Source organism: Pseudomonas sp. 58 R 3 (assembly GCF_900006605.1).
GTDB lineage: Bacteria > Pseudomonadota > Gammaproteobacteria > Pseudomonadales > Pseudomonadaceae > Aquipseudomonas > Aquipseudomonas salomonii.
Genome location: NZ_CVTT01000085.1, coordinates 1 through 16,430 on the forward strand (window position 1 = coordinate 1; position 16,430 = coordinate 16,430).

At 58.2% G+C, this 16,430-nt stretch carries 15 protein-coding genes and 1 rRNA gene; 13 read left to right on the forward strand and 3 right to left on the reverse strand.

Translation table 11 applies throughout. From position 1 onward, the window contains the following. The 3 genes from BFP92_RS27660 to BFP92_RS27670 form a co-directional block, all read right to left on the reverse strand. Positions 1-651, reverse strand: a 16S ribosomal RNA gene (locus BFP92_RS27660); the annotation flags it as partial. A 575-nt stretch (positions 652-1,226) separates the two neighbouring features. Beyond that, positions 1,227-2,447, reverse strand: coding sequence for a CaiB/BaiF CoA transferase family protein (locus tag BFP92_RS27665; RefSeq protein WP_065931938.1), 1,221 nt, complete (start codon positions 2,445-2,447; stop codon positions 1,227-1,229). Positions 2,448-2,459: 12 nt separating this feature from the next. After that, positions 2,460-3,641 carry an acyl-CoA dehydrogenase gene (locus BFP92_RS27670; protein WP_053127241.1) on the reverse strand — a complete coding sequence of 394 codons (1,182 nt, stop codon included), beginning with the start codon at positions 3,639-3,641 and terminating at the stop codon, positions 2,460-2,462. A gap of 157 nt (positions 3,642-3,798) precedes the next feature. On the opposite strand from BFP92_RS27670, the gene BFP92_RS27675 reads away from it, so the two are divergent. The 13 genes from BFP92_RS27675 (at position 3,799) to BFP92_RS27735 (ending at position 16,366) form a co-directional block, all read left to right on the forward strand. Next, the gene (locus tag BFP92_RS27675) at positions 3,799-4,698 is read left to right on the forward strand and encodes a LysR family transcriptional regulator (protein WP_065931939.1); all 900 of its coding nucleotides are present in this window, start codon (positions 3,799-3,801) and stop codon (positions 4,696-4,698) included. A gap of 452 nt (positions 4,699-5,150) precedes the next feature. Continuing rightward, a complete protein-coding gene (locus BFP92_RS27680) occupies positions 5,151-6,272 on the forward strand; it encodes a Re/Si-specific NAD(P)(+) transhydrogenase subunit alpha (protein ID WP_065931940.1) in 1,122 nt (373 codons plus the stop codon). A 15-nt stretch (positions 6,273-6,287) separates the two neighbouring features. Next, complete coding sequence (locus BFP92_RS27685; RefSeq protein ID WP_003187417.1) at positions 6,288-6,608, forward strand: NAD(P) transhydrogenase subunit alpha part 2; 321 nt, start codon at positions 6,288-6,290, stop codon at positions 6,606-6,608. After that, on the forward strand, positions 6,608-8,044 hold the full coding sequence (locus BFP92_RS27690) for an NAD(P)(+) transhydrogenase (Re/Si-specific) subunit beta (protein ID WP_065931941.1): 1,437 nt from the start codon (positions 6,608-6,610) through the stop codon (positions 8,042-8,044). Before BFP92_RS27685 ends, BFP92_RS27690 begins: the two co-directional genes overlap by 1 nt. A 235-nt stretch (positions 8,045-8,279) precedes the next feature. Further along, the gene (locus BFP92_RS27695; protein WP_065931942.1) at positions 8,280-9,773 is read left to right on the forward strand and encodes an acetyl-CoA hydrolase/transferase family protein; all 1,494 of its coding nucleotides are present in this window, start codon (positions 8,280-8,282) and stop codon (positions 9,771-9,773) included. Between the two features lie 318 nt (positions 9,774-10,091). Further along, positions 10,092-10,307: a DUF1127 domain-containing protein gene (locus BFP92_RS27700; RefSeq protein ID WP_048721398.1), complete on the forward strand. Its 216-nt coding sequence runs from the start codon at positions 10,092-10,094 to the stop codon at positions 10,305-10,307. Positions 10,308-10,570: 263 nt separating this feature from the next. Beyond that, positions 10,571-10,756 (forward strand): DUF1127 domain-containing protein, encoded by a 186-nt coding sequence (locus BFP92_RS27705; protein ID WP_065931943.1) that lies wholly within the window; start codon positions 10,571-10,573, stop codon positions 10,754-10,756. A gap of 158 nt (positions 10,757-10,914) precedes the next feature. Beyond that, positions 10,915-11,235 carry a DUF2388 domain-containing protein gene (locus BFP92_RS27710; RefSeq protein WP_056861033.1) on the forward strand — a complete coding sequence of 107 codons (321 nt, stop codon included), beginning with the start codon at positions 10,915-10,917 and terminating at the stop codon, positions 11,233-11,235. A 107-nt stretch (positions 11,236-11,342) separates the two neighbouring features. After that, on the forward strand, positions 11,343-11,651 hold the full coding sequence (locus tag BFP92_RS27715; RefSeq protein WP_065931944.1) for a DUF2388 domain-containing protein: 309 nt from the start codon (positions 11,343-11,345) through the stop codon (positions 11,649-11,651). 39 nt (positions 11,652-11,690) lie between these two features. Further along, positions 11,691-12,011 carry a DUF2388 domain-containing protein gene (locus BFP92_RS27720; protein WP_060756468.1) on the forward strand — a complete coding sequence of 107 codons (321 nt, stop codon included), beginning with the start codon at positions 11,691-11,693 and terminating at the stop codon, positions 12,009-12,011. After that, complete coding sequence (locus BFP92_RS27725) at positions 12,008-13,969, forward strand: DUF7844 domain-containing protein (RefSeq protein WP_058421921.1); 1,962 nt, start codon at positions 12,008-12,010, stop codon at positions 13,967-13,969. The genes BFP92_RS27720 and BFP92_RS27725 overlap by 4 nt, the downstream gene beginning before the upstream one ends. A gap of 256 nt (positions 13,970-14,225) precedes the next feature. Then, positions 14,226-15,533: a CitMHS family transporter gene (locus tag BFP92_RS27730; RefSeq protein WP_017139070.1), complete on the forward strand. Its 1,308-nt coding sequence runs from the start codon at positions 14,226-14,228 to the stop codon at positions 15,531-15,533. Positions 15,534-15,598: 65 nt separating this feature from the next. Then, positions 15,599-16,366, forward strand: a complete 768-nt coding sequence (locus BFP92_RS27735; RefSeq protein WP_017139071.1) for a TerC family protein — start codon at positions 15,599-15,601, stop codon at positions 16,364-16,366. Positions 16,367-16,430: the final 64 nt, after the last annotated feature.

Consider the following 16,430-nt stretch of genomic DNA (forward strand, 5'->3'; position numbering starts at 1 on the left):
ACTCTAGTCAGTCAGTTTTGAATGCAGTTCCCAGGTTGAGCCCGGGGATTTCACATCCAACTTAACAAACCACCTACGCGCGCTTTACGCCCAGTAATTCCGATTAACGCTTGCACCCTCTGTATTACCGCGGCTGCTGGCACAGAGTTAGCCGGTGCTTATTCTGTCGGTAACGTCAAAACACTAACGTATTAGGTTAATGCCCTTCCTCCCAACTTAAAGTGCTTTACAATCCGAAGACCTTCTTCACACACGCGGCATGGCTGGATCAGGCTTTCGCCCATTGTCCAATATTCCCCACTGCTGCCTCCCGTAGGAGTCTGGACCGTGTCTCAGTTCCAGTGTGACTGATCATCCTCTCAGACCAGTTACGGATCGTCGCCTTGGTGAGCCATTACCTCACCAACTAGCTAATCCGACCTAGGCTCATCTGATAGCGCAAGGCCCGAAGGTCCCCTGCTTTCTCCCGTAGGACGTATGCGGTATTAGCGTCCGTTTCCGAACGTTATCCCCCACTACCAGGCAGATTCCTAGGCTTTACTCACCCGTCCGCCGCTCTCAAGAGAAGCAAGCTTCTCTCTACCGCTCGACTTGCATGTGTTAGGCCTGCCGCCAGCGTTCAATCTGAGCCATGATCAAACTCTTCAGTTCAAACATCTTTGGGTTTTTAAGAAACCCTAAACTTGGCTCAGCAATCGTTGGTTACATCTTTGATTTCTCGCGGAGTAACTTGTGATGCTGATAATCTTGTTGACTATCAGTCTGACTCCACAAGCACCCACACGAATTGCTTGATTCAGTTGTTAAAGAGCGGCTGGTTAAGATCTTTCGTCTCAACCGAGGCGCGCATTCTACAGCAGCCTCATTTGCTGTCAAGTGATTATTTTCAGAAGTTTTCGAAGAATTCTTCAACAACTTCAACCACTTGCGCTTACGATCTCTCGTTAGCGGGAGGCGAATTCTACAGCGTTACACGCTGCTGTCAACACCTCTTTTTCAACTTCCTTCTGGCTTCGATGAACTGAAGCAACCTGCTGCCGAAAACCTCATAACTCTTTGTTTACCAAGGAGTTTTCCGTTTCGACTGCGCCGGAAGTGGGGCGAATTATAGACTTCTAGAATCCGCCGTCAACACTTAATTTAACTTATCTATCAATAAGTTAGAATCGATCAAAAAACAACCAATCCGATCTGATTGATGAGTCTGCCTATATAGAAGAGCAACTTCAGATAACACCAGCAGCCTTCAGCGCAGCCACATTCGACGAATCCAACCCCAACACCCCCTGCAACACCTGCACCGTATGCTCGCCCAATAGAGGAGGCGCATTACGGTATTCCACCGGCGTCTTGGACAACCGCATCGGACTGGCGACCTGAGGCACCATCCCCGCCAATGCATGCGGCAACGCCATCGCCAACCCACGCGCCTTGACCTGCGGGTCGGCAAACACTTGCGCCAGATCATTGATCGGCCCACACGGCACGCCTACTTGCTCCAGCTGTGACACCCACTCAGCCGTCGTCTTGAACACTGTGGCCTGGCGGATCAGCGGAATCAGCTCCGCACGGTTAGCCACCCGCACCTTATTAGTGGCGAAACGCGGATCATCCGCCCACTGCGGCTGTCCGGCCACCTCAGCAAACTTACGAAACTGTCCGTCATTGCCCACCGTCAGGATGAAGTCGCCATCAGCCGTGGGAAAGTCCTGATAAGGCACAATATTGGGGTGAGCATTGCCCAGGCGCCTGGGCGCGACACCCGTCGTCAGGTAATTCATCGCCTGATTGGCCAGGCATGCCACCTGAACATCCAGCAACGCCATATCAATATGCTGCCCACCGCCGTCATGATCCCGGTGAGCCAGCGCCGCCAGGATCGCCACGGTCGAGTACAGCCCCGTCAGGATATCCGTCAACGCCACGCCTACCTTTACCGGCCCAGCCCCTTCATCACCCTCGGGCCGACCGGTCAGGCTCATAAGCCCACCCAGCCCCTGGATCATAAAGTCGTAGCCTGCACGCTTCGCATAAGGCCCGGTCTGGCCGAAACCCGTGATCGAGCAATAGATCAACTCTGGATTGATCTCCTTGAGCGATTCATAGTCCAGGCCATAGGCCGCCAGACCACCCACCTTGAAGTTCTCGATGAGGATGTCGGACTTGGCCGCGAGGTCGCGCACCAGCTTCTGACCCTCCGGACGCGTGAAGTCGATGGTCACCGATTCCTTGTTACGGTTGGCTGACAGGTAATACGCCGCCTCACTGGTATTCTCGCCATAGGCGTCTTTAAGGAAGGGCGGCCCCCACGCCCGCGTATCATCGCCATTGCCCGGTCGCTCAACCTTGATCACCTCAGCCCCAAGGTCTGCAAGGATCTGCCCGGACCACGGGCCCGCCAACACTCGTGACAAATCCAGTACCCGCAGATGTGAAAGCGCGCCCATGCCGTTCTCCTATTAATAGAACGCTTGAAGGCCGGTCTGCGCGCGCCCAAGAATCAAGGCGTGTACGTCATGGGTGCCCTCGTAGGTATTGACCACCTCAAGGTTGACCAGGTGACGCGCCACCCCGAACTCATCCGAGATACCGTTACCGCCCAGCATGTCCCGCGCCATGCGCGCAATATCCAGGGACTTGCCACACGAATTACGCTTCATGATCGACGTTATCTCAACCGCCGCCGTCCCTTCATCCTTCATGCGCCCCAAACGCAGACAGCCTTGCAAGGCCAGGGTGATTTCGGTCTGCATGTCCGCCAGCTTCTTCTGGATCAGCTGGGTCGCCGCCAAAGGTCGCCCGAACTGCTGACGGTCCAGGGTGTATTGGCGAGCGGTGTGCCAGCAAAACTCCGCAGCCCCCAACGCCCCCCAGGAAATGCCATAACGTGCAGAATTCAGACAAGTGAAAGGCCCCTTCAGGCCACGCACGTCCGGGAAGATGTTCTCCTCGGGCACAAATACGTTATCCATGACGATCTCACCGGTAATCGAAGCCCGCAGGCCAACCTTGCCGTGAATCGCCGGAGCGCTCAGCCCCTTCCAACCCTTCTCCAGGACAAAACCGCGGATATCGCCCGCGTCGTCCTTGCCCCACACCACAAACACATCGGCGATCGGGCTATTGGTGATCCACATCTTGGCGCCGGTCAGGCTGTACCCGCCATCAACCTTACGGGCACGGGTAATCATCGCGCCCGGGTCGGAACCGTGGTCAGGCTCGGTCAGGCCGAAACAGCCGATCCACTCACCCGATGCCAGCTTTGGCAGGTACTTCTGCTTTTGCGCCTCGGTGCCAAATTCGTTGATCGGCACCATCACCAGTGAGGACTGCACACTCATCATCGAGCGATAGCCGGAGTCGACACGCTCCACCTCACGGGCAATCAGCCCGTAGCTGACATAGCTCAAGCCACTGCCGCCGTACTGCTCAGGGATCATTGCACCCAGCAGGCCGGTTTCACCCATCTCGCGAAAGATCGCAGGGTCGGTCTTTTCATGGCGAAAGGCTTCGAGCACACGCGGCGCCAGCTTGTCCTGGGCGAATTGCTCAGCGCTGTCGCGCACCATGCGCTCTTCTTCGGTGAGCTGTTGATCCAGCAACAGTGGATCGATCCAGTTGAAGCTTGCCTTGCCAGCCATGAATAAGTCCTCGGGGAAGAAAACAGAAGTCGTGGATGCAGCCTAGGCCGGGCAGCCGCAGAGGGCAAACGAGGTTTACGCATAGGGTTGTGCTAATTTCTCACTTCGTAATGACCGAAGAGCGCACAAATGCGCTTTATGAGTGAGCACAACGTACATGCGCAGAAAAATTCCCAGCACCACCGCCCTGGTCAGTTTTGAAGCGGCGGCCCGCCACGAGAGCTTTACCAAGGCGGCACACGAGCTTTCACTCACCCAAGGCGCCATCTGTCGACAGATCGCCAGCCTTGAGGAGTTTTTGAGTGTCGAGCTATTTCGACGCTCACGACGGGGCGTCAAGCTGACGGAAGCGGGGCTGTCTTATAGCCGTCGCGTTGCCATGCAACTGGACGCCGTAGAGCGCGATACCTTGTCGGTCATGGGGCAGCAGGGCGCGAATGTCATCGAGCTGGCAGTGGTGCCAACGTTCGGCACCCAATGGCTGATCCCACGGCTCAAGGACTTCCAGCAGCAACACCCGGAAGTCACGGTCAACCTCACCAACCGCACGCGCCCTTTTTTGTTTGCCGACACCGAGTTCGACGCCGCCGTCTACTTTGGCGATGCCGATTGGTCAGGCACCGAATCCCACCGGCTGATGGGCGAAAACCCTGTTCCCGTGTGCAGTCCGCGCTTACTGGGCAGTCGTGCACACTTCAGCCCGGAAGAAATCGCCCAACTGCCGCTGCTGCAACAAACCACCCGGCCATACGCCTGGCGCCAGTGGTTCAGCGCGCAACAACTGAACATACCTCGCGACATGACAGGCCCTCGTTACGAGCTATTCTCGATGTTGTCGCAAGCGGCCATGCATGAAATGGGCATTGCACTGATTCCGCCCTTCCTTATCCAGCGCGAGCTGGAAGAGCAGCATCTGGTGATCGCGAGCCCCGAAGCGTTGAGCAGTACAAAGGCTTACTACCTGATGATTCCCGAGAGAAAAGTCGAATCTGCGTCGCTGCACGCTTTTAGAGACTGGCTTATCGACCAATCACAGCGCTACAACCCCAGCATTTAAAGGACAAGTCCACTTTGTTGACCTTGTAGTCAGATAAATTAAGATCCTACAGATATAACTATATGTCGTGTTTTGAAAGACTGTACCTCTCAGCGTCAAAATGAGCTTAACGCCATGACCAATAAGGCTTGTAGCGACAATCACCTGCCAATGCCCGACCATTCACGCCGAAGATAGGAAAACCGTCTATAACTCTCTACAGCCCTTTAAGCACCTGTATTTAAAGAGGTTATTTTGTCCTGTTGCGACAATCAGTCACAGGGTGACTTGTAGTTAATTTTTCGTCACCCGTCATAATCCCTTGAAGGCCGTAAAGTTCGCCTGCAAAATGCCGCGCCCCGCTGTCATTTCAGTGGGATCGTGCTGATCGGCCGCCCCAGCTGCGCCACTCGCGGTGCACTGGCCTTTTTACAAAAAGATCAAAAGCAAAAAGATCATGCAGGAGATTTGACGTGCACATTGGTGTTCCTCTCGAAACCCAGACCGGTGAAACGCGGGTGGCTGCCACCCCGGAAACCATCAAGAAGCTGATCGGCCAGGGCCATAAGGTCACTGTACAAAGCGGCGCAGGCATTACCGCCAGCATCGTCGACAGTGCCTATGAAACGGCAGGCGCAACCATTGGCAGCGCCAGCGAAGCGTTTGGCGCCGAGCTGATTCTCAAGGTGGTTGCCCCCAGCGACAGCGAACTGGCGCTGATCAAAAGCGGCACCGTGTTGGTGGGCATGCTCAACCCGTTCAGCAATGAAACCATTGGCAAGCTGGCCGAACGCGGCATCACCGCCTTCGCGCTCGAAGCAGCCCCACGCACCTCGCGGGCCCAGAGCCTTGACGTGTTGTCGTCACAGGCCAACATTGCCGGCTATAAAGCCGTATTGCTGGCAGCCCATCACTACCCACGCTTCATGCCGATGCTGATGACTGCCGCGGGCACCGTCAAAGCCGCGCGCGTGCTGATCCTCGGCGCGGGTGTCGCAGGCCTGCAAGCCATCGCCACGGCGAAACGTCTGGGTGCCGTGATTGAAGCGTCGGACGTGCGCCCTGCCGTAAAAGAGCAGATCGAGTCCCTCGGCGCCAAGTTCGTCGACGTGCCCTACGAAACCGATGAAGAGCGTGAATGCGCGGTCGGTGTCGGCGGTTACGCGCGCCCGATGCCATCGAGCTGGATGCAGCGCCAGGCCCTGGCCGTGCATGAACGCGCCAAACAAGCGGACATCGTCATCACCACTGCGCTGATCCCGGGCCGCAAAGCCCCGACCTTGCTCAGTGCCGAAACCGTCGCACAAATGAAGCCCGGTTCGGTGGTCATCGACCTCGCTGCCGCCCAGGGTGGCAACTGCCCGCTGACCGTCGCCGACCAGGTCGTCGTGGAAAACGGCGTGACCATTTGCGGCCCGACCAACCTGGCCGGTGCAGTCGCCGCCGATGCTTCTGCTTTATATGCGCGCAACCTGCTGGACTTCCTGAAGCTGGTCTTCACCAAGGAAGGGCAGTTTGAAATCAACCTCGAAGACGACATCGTCGCCGCGTGCCTGATGTGCCGCGACGGCCAAGTCATCCGCAAAAACGCCTAAGCAGGGATTCAGACGATGGAAGAGCTTATCTCCCCCGGTATCTACAACCTGATCATCTTTGTGCTGGCGATTTATGTCGGTTACCACGTGGTCTGGAACGTCACGCCCGCACTGCACACGCCACTGATGGCGGTCACCAACGCCATCTCCGCAATCGTGATTGTCGGCGCCATGCTGGCCGCAGCCCTCACCGTGACCCCACTGGGCAAGACCATGGGCACCCTGGCCGTGGCCCTGGCGGCGGTTAACGTATTCGGCGGGTTCCTGGTCACGCGCAGGATGCTGGAGATGTTCAAGAAGAAAGCCCCGAAAGTAAAAGAAGAGGCGCCAAAGTAATGAGCATGAATTTGGTTACGACGCTCTACTTGATCGCGTCGATCTGTTTTATCCAGGCCCTTAAAGGCCTGTCACACCCAACCACATCGCGACGCGGCAACCTGTTCGGCATGCTCGGCATGGCGCTGGCGGTGCTGACCACTGTGGGCCTCATCTATAAGCTCGGCGCTGAGCTTGCAACGGCCGGTATCGGTTACGTGATCGTCGGCCTGCTGATCGGCGGAACCGCCGGTTCGATCATGGCCAAGCGCGTAGAAATGACCAAGATGCCGGAGCTGGTTGCCTTCATGCACAGCATGATCGGCCTGGCGGCGGTATTTATCGCGATTGCCGCAGTGGTCGAGCCGCAATCCCTGGGCATCGTCAAACAGCTGGGCGACTCGATTCCTGCGGGCAACCGCCTGGAGTTGTTCCTCGGCGCGGCCATCGGTGCAATTACCTTCTCCGGTTCGGTGATTGCGTTCGGCAAGCTCTCGGGCAAATACAAGTTTCGCCTGTTCCAGGGCGCACCGGTACAGTTCGGTGGTCAGCACAAACTCAACCTGGTGCTCGGCCTGGCAACCCTTGGCCTGGGCCTGGCGTTCATGTTCACCGGCAACCTCACTGCGTTCGCGTTGATGCTGGCACTGGCTTTCGTGCTGGGCGTGCTGATCATCATCCCGATCGGCGGCGCCGACATGCCGGTGGTTGTCTCGATGCTCAACAGCTACTCCGGCTGGGCAGCGGCGGGTATCGGCTTCTCGCTGAACAACTCGATGCTGATCATCGCAGGCTCCCTGGTGGGCTCCAGCGGCGCGATTCTGTCGTACATCATGTGCAAGGCGATGAACCGCTCCTTCTTTAATGTATTGCTCGGTGGTTTCGGCAACACAGCAGATGCCGGCGCAGCGGCTGGCTCCAAAGAAGCACGCCCGGTGAAATCCGGTTCGGCGGACGACGCCACGTTCCTGCTGACCAACGCCGACACCGTGATCATCGTTCCAGGCTACGGCCTGGCAGTCGCTCGGGCTCAACACGCCCTTAAAGAGCTGACCGAGAAGCTGACCCACCGCGGTGTGACCGTGAAGTACGCGATCCACCCGGTAGCGGGCCGTATGCCTGGGCACATGAACGTGCTGCTGGCCGAGGCGGAAGTGCCTTACGACCAAGTGTTCGAAATGGAAGACATCAACTCCGAGTTCGGCCAGGCCGACGTGGTGCTGGTGTTGGGTGCCAACGATGTGGTCAACCCGGCCGCCAAGAACGACCCGAACTCGCCGATTGCCGGTATGCCGATTCTTGAGGCGTTCAAGGCCAAGACCATCATCGTCAACAAGCGCTCGATGGCCAGCGGCTATGCCGGCTTGGATAACGAGTTGTTCTACCTGGACAAGACCATGATGGTCTTCGGTGATGCCAAGAAGGTCATCGAAGACATGGTCAAAGCCGTCGAATAACACTGCGCCAGCGCAATACCCGAAACCCTGGCCTCCAGTAGGCTGGGGTTTTTTTATGGTTCCCAAGCTCTGCGTGGGAATGCATCCGGGAATGCTCTGCGTTCCGCTTTGCACACACCTGAAACCCGACCAAAGGCTCTAAATCGCTGCCTGGCATTCGACCATGGTAGCGGGCCGAAATTTTTTGAAATCACTACACTGCCCACCTTGCTTCCGTAGCCTGAGATAACACTTCATGTACCGTGATCGTATCCGCTTGCCTTCGTTGTTGAACAAGGTCATGAGCGCGGCAGACGCCGCTGCACTGATCGAGGACGGCATGACCGTCGGCATGAGCGGCTTCACCCGTGCCGGTGAAGCCAAGGCCGTCCCCCACGCCCTGGCCGAACGCGCCAAGACTTCGCCGCTGAAAATCACCCTGATGACCGGCGCCAGCCTGGGCAATGACCTGGACAAGCAACTGACCGAAGCCGGCGTGTTGTCGCGCCGTATGCCGTTTCAGGTCGACAGCACCCTGCGCAAGGCGATCAACGCAGGCCAAGTGATGTTTATCGACCAGCACCTCTCGGAAACCGTCGAGCAACTGCGCAACAACCAACTCAAGTTGCCGGACATCGCCGTGATCGAAGCCGTTGCGATCACCGAACAAGGACACATCGTGCCCACCACCTCTGTGGGCAACTCGGCCAGCTTCGCGATTTTCGCCAAACAAGTGATTGTTGAGATCAACCTCGCGCACAACCCGAACCTGGAAGGGCTGCACGACATCTATATCCCGACCTACCGGCCGACGCGCACACCGATCCCGCTGGTGAAGGTCGACGATCGCATCGGCAGCACCGCGATTCCGATCCCGCCGGAGAAAATCGTCGCCATCGTGATCACCAATCAGGCCGACTCCGCCTCAACCGTGACACCACCGGACGCCGACACCCAAGGCATCGCCAACCATCTGATCAACTTCCTCAAGCAGGAAGTCGACGCCGGGCGCATGACCAACAAGCTCGGCCCGCTGCAGGCCGGGATCGGCAACATCGCCAACGCGGTGATGTGCGGCTTGATCGAGTCGCCATTCGAAGACCTGACCATGTATTCGGAAGTGCTGCAGGACTCGACCTTCGACCTGATCGACGCGGGCAAGCTGAGCTTTGCTTCGGGCAGTTCGATTACCTTGTCGGAACGACGCAACGCCGACGTGTTCGGCAACCTGGAACACTACAAGGACAAGCTGGTGCTGCGCCCGCAGGAAATCTCCAACCACCCTGAAGTGGTTCGGCGCCTGGGCATTATCGGTATCAACACCGCGCTTGAATTCGATATCTACGGCAACGTCAACTCCACCCACGTCTGCGGCACGCGGATGATGAACGGGATTGGCGGCTCCGGGGATTTCGCGCGCAATGCGCACCTGGCGATTTTTGTCACCAAGTCGATTGCCAAGGGCGGCGCGATTTCCAGCGTAGTGCCGATGGTCAGCCATGTGGACCACACCGAGCATGACGTGGACATCCTGGTGACAGAGGTTGGCCTCGCTGACCTGCGTGGCCTGGCGCCACGTGAGCGGGCACGGGTGATCATCGACAACTGCGTGCACCCGGCTTACCGCGATGCGCTGAACAGTTACTTCGACGCTGCCTGCGCGATCGGCGGGCATACTCCGCACATCCTGCGCGAAGCACTGAGTTGGCACATCAACCTGGAAGAAACCGGGCATATGCTCAAGGCTTGATTGATACAGATCCGGGCTGATGCAAACACAGTTTGCTCAGCTCGGTGACCGCAGCCGCACTTTTTGAAAAAACTGTACTGCTGTACCGGTCATTTCCTACCGAATTATCCTACGCCCCATGTCGAAAATACCTATTTCGCACTAATTAAGTGCAGACAGGTACAGTTGCCCCAATTCCGTACAGTACAGCCGCGATAAACAGTTAACTGGCCCCTCACAATACAGGTGAACTGTATCTAGAGAGTCTTGCGCCGGAGGAGGATCATTGGCATCAGTTAAACCACTACCTAATCCCGCCACAAGCGGAAGGATGTCATCATGGAACGTACACTCAGTTCCGATCTGTTCTTCGAAGAAAAAGCTGTAAACACCCAGGCTTCCATGCCTTTGCGCGTTCTCGCCAACCTGATGTTGTGGCAGCGCCGCATCTCCAGCCGTCACCAACTGGCTCGCCTGGATTCGCGTCTGCTGGCTGACGCCGGTATCAGCGAAGCTCAACGCTACGAAGAGCTGAGCAAGCCGTTCTGGCGCTAATTGGCGCCCGCTGGCCCTGACCCGCCGGGTCCACCGCCAGCACCCTGATTTAACAAAACAAAGCCCGCCCCGGGAAACCGGAGGCGGGCTTTGTTGTTTCCGGAGTTCAGACTTTACACGACTAAAACAGAGGGCACACGCAAACACCAGTACAGTTTAAATATCACAACAGTTAATCGGTACAATTTAACTTTGTTGTATCTGTATTGGTAAAAGCTGGCCGCCCAAGATGGTGTTCCAAGACTTCATGGAAGGCCGTCGTCATGAGCACGCAAACCTCGCACCACAAACAGTTGATCATTCGAATGGCTCGCGCGCTCGGCAGATGGGCGCGGCAGGCCCATGAGCGCCGACAACTTGCGCAACTTGACCCACGTGAATTGGCCGATGCCGGCATCAGCCACGGCGACCGTACTGCCGAGCTGTCCAAACCTTTCTGGCGCGACTAGACAGATAGAGGCTTTCCGAACGGATAGCGGCAGCTTAAGATCCCCTTATTACGTGGCGAACCTTGTAGAACAGACGTCTGATGCTTAATCCGCAACAATGTCGGTTTCACAGTGGCCGCATTGCGCCGCTTTATTTGATCTTCTACAGGAGTTATTCCATGTCCCGTCTTCGCCTGCTGAGTGCTGCCACCCTGTTGGCCCTGGCCGCCAACGCCAACGCGAGCAGCTTTATCGTGACCACCGACTCGATTGTCGGCGCGCTCAAAGCCACTTCCGATGCCAGCTCCGACGCCACGTCGTCCCTGCGTGACAACAAAGTCGTACAAGCTGCCCGTGACGACGCCGCCAGCTTTGTGGCCAGCGAAGGCGCCATTCGTGGCGTGAAACTGGAAAGCGCCCTGGCCCAGATTCGCCAACAGGCCCCACAACTGAACACCGCGACCGACGCTCAACTGGCCCAGGCAATTCTGGCCATCTGATAAACCGGTAGACGCCAGGGCACGCCAGCCGCTACCAAATGTGTCAGCGCTGGCTCTCGCCCGGGCGTTGCGCTAGCCTTGGCGCTCGCTTTCAGTTGTCGAGTCCCATGGCTTTTACATACCGCCTGTTGATTGTTCCCGTGTTGGTTTCCGCCTGCTGGTCACCCTTGGCTTCGGCCTTTGACGTGTCCATCCAGAGCACCGTCATCAGTGCCTACGCCACCAGCAAGGTGACGTCGGCGCCCTTTGACAGAAAATTGGTACTGGCCGCCCAGGATGACGCTGCCGCTTTTATCGCCACTGACGGCCAATGGCGGGGAGCTCGTCTGGAATCTGCGCTGGAGTACTTGCGCCGAACCCAGCCAAAACTTCATGTCAGCGACCTTGAACTGGCGCAGGCAATTCTCGTCCAATAATCATCGTATATTTCTACCTTTGTATTTCGGAGTCATTCCATGCGTAGCCCGCTGATCGCTGCCGCTCTGGGCCTGCTGTTGTTGGCCGATGTCGCCCACGCGCAAACCCTGAAAGCCACCAGTAACATCATCGTGCGTGCCTCGGCGCGTACCATTGATTTCACTTCGGACACCACCACTTCCATCCGCGACTCCAAAATCGTGCGCGAAGCCCACGATGACGCTGCCAGCTTCGTCGCCTCCAACGGCGAAATCCGCGGCGCACAGTTGGAAGCAGCCTTCGATACCCTGCGCACCCGCGTACCGGAAGCCCGCGACGCCAGTGACCAGACCCTCGCCGAAGCTATCCTCGCTCTGTGAGGCGCCTGTTCGCCTGGCTACTGGCCGGGACTGTGCTGCTTTGTGCAGGCGCAGCCCAGGCCAGCCTGCAACTGCGGCTCAAGACCGATGGCTTGAGCCCGGCCGAACAGCAGGCCAGCCAGGCGTTGCTTGATGAAGCGATGCGCGCTTTGCCGCCGCGCTTTATCGAGCAGCTGGATCGGCGCATTGATGTCGGCTGGACCGACAAGATGCCTGAAAACGCCTATGGCCAGGCCTCCCTGGTGTCCGAACTGGACCTGAACCAGAACCTGCTCGCCAGCCTCACCGACGGCAGCGCCGCCACCCAAAAGACCAACCGCCCCCATGGCACTGTGCGCCGCGAAATGCTCGCTACCGTGCTGCATGAACTGACCCACATCTATGACCGTGCGCGCCTGTGGTCCACAGACGAGCGCCGCCTGATCCAACGCTGCAGCCGCCAGAACAACATCACCGGTCTGATCGGCCTGCCCGATCAATGCCGTGGCCAGAACGACCGTCGCTTCACCTTGAGTGACGACCCGCGCTTGCTGGACATTGCCGGCTGGCCCCAATACGTGGGCCGTCGCGGCGAGCGCGAGCAACACAACCACCAGGTCGCCCGCAGCCCGGACATCTACGAAACCACCAGCCCGCTGGAGTTTGTGGCGGTCAATATGGAGTATTTCCTCCTCGACCCGAGCTACGCCTGCCGTCGCCCCGCGCTGTTTCGTTATTACAAGGAACACTTCGGCTGGGCACCGCCCGAACAGGACACCTGCGCCAAAACCTACGCGTTCCTGAACGCCGGCAATGACTTCGCCAAAACGCCGCTGGGCCAGATCGACCCGGAGCGCGTGTATGAAATCGACTACCTGTTGGCCGAAGCCAACCAGAACCTGGTGAGCCGCTGGGGCCACAGCATGTTGCGCCTGGTGATCTGCGCACCCGGCCGCCCGCGTGGCCCGGATTGCCGATTGGACCTGGACCAGCACTTGGTGTTGTCTTACCGCGCTTTCGTCGGTGACGTACAGCTCTCAAGCTGGGATGGACTGGTGGGCAAGTATCCATCACGCTTGTTTGTGCTGCCGCTGGCGCAGGTGATCGACGAATACACCAAGACTGAACTGCGCGGCCTGGCCTCGGTACCGCTCAAGCTCACCCGCCAGGAAATCAACGACACCGTCGAACATGCCGCCGAAATGCACTGGAGCTACGACGGTAATTACTTCTTCATCTCCAACAACTGCGCGGTGGAGAGCCTCAAGCTATTACGCAGCGGCAGCGCCAACCCGCAATTGACCAGCCTGGACAACATCACCCCCAACGGCCTGCTCGAGGTGCTCAGCGCCCGCGGCCTGGCTGACACCAGCGTACTCAATGACAAGCGTGAAGCCTTGCGCCTGGGTTATCACTTCGACTCGTTCCGCGAGCGCTACCAGGCGATGTTCGACGTGCTGCGCAAACATCTGCCGATCAAGCAGACCCAAGTCGAAGACTGGCTCGCCCTCAGTGCCGCAGAACGCCGCCAGTGGTTCACCCAGGCCGACCTGCGCACCAGCGCCGCACTGCTGCTGCTGGAACAAGCCAGCTATCGCAAACAACTGATGCTGGCCCAGGACGAAGTCAAGCAACGCTACCTCAATGCCCGTGAGCTGAAAAACGGCGGCATGGAAAGAGCCAACAACACCCTGCAACAGATCCTCGCCAACAGCGGCTTCCTCAGCCGCCCGGCGGAATTGCTCGATAGCGGCGGCTACGGCCTGCCGCAACCGTCGGAAGCCAAACGCCTGGAATCGGAAAGTGCCGAGCGCCAGAAACAGCTGCAGTCCTTGACCGGCGATCTGGATAAAGAGGTGAGGGCGTTGCTGGACCCTGCACGCGCCGACGAGATTGCCGCCTGCGAAGCCAACCTCAAGCAGATGGGCGAACACCTGCGGGCCTTGCACAAAGCCTCGGGCGGTTTGGAGCTGCCCTGAGTCACCTTAATCAAAATTCCTACAAGCCTTCCATCATCTGACTTACACAGCGAAAGCTGGCTGAAAGCTTCCCCGTCTAGGATCGCCCCCACTGCCGGCAACAGACCGGCTGTAAACAACAACAATGGTGACCCCTGATGTCCGCTACTACCCGCCTGTTCGCTCCAACTCCATTCGTACGCCACGTGCCTTTCGTACTGCGCTGACCCCAACCCGGTTCGCCATTCCCTAGCCGCGCTACGCCTGGAGTATTCCTATGCTGACTTTCCTTGGCTTTGCCATGGTCATCACGTTCATGTACCTGATCATGACCAAGCGCCTGTCCGCGCTGATTGCCTTGATCATTGTGCCGATCCTGTTCGCCCTGTTCGGCGGCTTTGCACCCGAGATCGGACCGATGATGCTTGCGGGCATCACCAAGCTTGCGCCGACCGGCGTGATGCTGATGTTCGCCATTCTCTACTTTGCCCTGATGATCGACTCCGGCCTGTTCGACCCGGCCGTGCGCAAGATCCTCAAGATGGTCAAGGGCGACCCGCTGAAAGTTTCGGTCGGTACCGCCGTGCTGGCCCTGGTGGTGTCTCTGGACGGTGACGGCGCCACCACTTACATGATCTGCGTGGCCGCCATGCTGCCGCTGTACCAGCGCATCGGCATGAGCCCGCGGATCATGGCCGGCCTGATCATCCTCGCCGGTGGTGTGATGAACATGACGCCATGGGGCGGCCCGACGGCCCGTGCCGCCAGTGCGCTGCATGTAGACCCTTCGGATATTTTCGTACCGATGATCCCGGCCATGGCTGTCGGCGTAGTGGCGATCCTGGTGATTGCCTATATGTACGGCAAACGCGAACGTGCCCGCCTGGGTGAACTGCACCTGCAGGGCGACGAGATCGATCACAGCGAGATCAGCGTGTCGCAATTCCCGGACGCCCGTCGCCCCAAGCTGATCTGGTTCAACGGCGCACTGACCTTCGCGCTGATGTGCACCCTGATTGCCGGCCTGTTGCCGCTGCCAGTGCTGTTCATGGTGGCGTTCAGTATCGCGATGATCGTCAACTACCCGTGCCTGCAACAGCAGAAAGACCGCGTCGCCGCCCACGCCGGCAGCGTGCTGGCAGTCGTCGGGCTCATCTTCGCCGCGGGCATCTTCACCGGCATTCTGTCCGGTACCGGCATGGTTGATGCAATGTCCAAGAGCTTGCTGGCGGTTATCCCGGAAGCGCTGGGCCCGTACCTCGCAGTGATCACCGCGCTGGTAAGCATGCCGTTTACCTTCTTCATGTCCAACGACGCGTTCTACTACGGCGTACTGCCTGTGCTCGCCGAAGCGGCCAGCCATTACGGTATCACCGCCGTGGAAATGGCCCGTGCGTCCATCGTTGGCCAACCCGTACATTTGCTCAGCCCGCTGGTACCATCGACTTACCTGCTGGTGGCCCTGGCCGGGATCGAATTTGGCGATCACCAACGCTTTACCCTCAAGTGGGCAGTGCTGGTGTGCCTGTGCATAATGTTCGCCGCTTTGCTGATGGGGATTTTTCCGCTGTTCAGCACTCTATAATCGTAACGACCTGACCGCGCGGCGCTGCAGCTTGCGCGGTTTCACATTTGCTCAAAGGAATACACATGGAATGGCTGACCAATCCGGAAATCTGGATTGCCTTCTTCACCCTGACGGCTCTCGAGATCGTCCTGGGCATCGATAACATCATCATGATTTCGATCCTGGTCAGCCGCATGCCCAAGCATATGCAGGCGCGCACCCGGATCTTCGGCCTGGCCCTGGCCATGGTCACGCGAATCCTGTTGCTGCTGTCGATCACCTGGGTCATGCAACTCACTGCGGACCTGTTCGTGGTCTTCGGCCAGGGCATTTCCGGTCGCGACCTGATTCTGTTCTTCGGTGGCCTGTTTCTGCTGTGGAAAAGCTCCCAGGAGATGTACCACGCACTCGAAGGTGAAGACGAAACCCACGACGAGCCGGGCGGCAAGGGTGGCAAGTTCATCTACACCATCATCCAGATCGCGATCATCGACATCGTGTTCTCCCTGGACTCGGTGATCACTGCGGTCGGCATGGTTTCCCATGTGCCAGTCATGGTCGCTGCGATCGTGGTAGCCGTACTGGTGATGATGCTGGCTGCGGGCACCATCAGTGAATTCATCGACAAGCACCCGTCGCTGAAGATGCTGGCGCTGTCGTTCCTGCTGGTGGTGGGTACGGTGCTGATCGCTGAATCCTTCGACGTGCATGTGCCAAAAGGCTACGTCTACTTCGCCATGGCGTTCTCGCTGGCAGTAGAAGCGGTGAACATCAAGATGCGTACCGCCATCGCGAAAAAGAAGAAACAGCAGGATCCTGTGAAACTGCGCAAGGACATTCCGGGTCAATAAACCTGACCCGCTGCTGATGATCGTTGTTGATCGTTCCCACGCGCCGCGTGGGAATGCCGCCTCA

Bases quoted from the DNA above. Each gene is read 5' to 3' on its own strand.
- BFP92_RS27665 (WP_065931938.1), bottom strand. From the start codon at position 2,447: ATGGGCGCGCTTTCACATCTGCGGGTACTGGATTTGTCACGAGTGTTG.
- BFP92_RS27670 (WP_053127241.1), bottom strand. From the start codon at position 3,641: ATGGCTGGCAAGGCAAGCTTCAACTGGATCGATCCACTGTTGCTGGAT.
- BFP92_RS27675 (WP_065931939.1), top strand. From the start codon at position 3,799: ATGCGCAGAAAAATTCCCAGCACCACCGCCCTGGTCAGTTTTGAAGCG.
- BFP92_RS27685 (WP_003187417.1), top strand. From the start codon at position 6,288: ATGGAAGAGCTTATCTCCCCCGGTATCTACAACCTGATCATCTTTGTG.
- BFP92_RS27690 (WP_065931941.1), top strand. From the start codon at position 6,608: ATGAGCATGAATTTGGTTACGACGCTCTACTTGATCGCGTCGATCTGT.
- BFP92_RS27695 (WP_065931942.1), top strand. From the start codon at position 8,280: ATGTACCGTGATCGTATCCGCTTGCCTTCGTTGTTGAACAAGGTCATG.
- BFP92_RS27700 (WP_048721398.1), top strand. From the start codon at position 10,092: ATGGAACGTACACTCAGTTCCGATCTGTTCTTCGAAGAAAAAGCTGTA.
- BFP92_RS27705 (WP_065931943.1), top strand. From the start codon at position 10,571: ATGAGCACGCAAACCTCGCACCACAAACAGTTGATCATTCGAATGGCT.
- BFP92_RS27710 (WP_056861033.1), top strand. From the start codon at position 10,915: ATGTCCCGTCTTCGCCTGCTGAGTGCTGCCACCCTGTTGGCCCTGGCC.
- BFP92_RS27715 (WP_065931944.1), top strand. From the start codon at position 11,343: ATGGCTTTTACATACCGCCTGTTGATTGTTCCCGTGTTGGTTTCCGCC.
- BFP92_RS27720 (WP_060756468.1), top strand. From the start codon at position 11,691: ATGCGTAGCCCGCTGATCGCTGCCGCTCTGGGCCTGCTGTTGTTGGCC.
- BFP92_RS27730 (WP_017139070.1), top strand. From the start codon at position 14,226: ATGCTGACTTTCCTTGGCTTTGCCATGGTCATCACGTTCATGTACCTG.
- BFP92_RS27735 (WP_017139071.1), top strand. From the start codon at position 15,599: ATGGAATGGCTGACCAATCCGGAAATCTGGATTGCCTTCTTCACCCTG.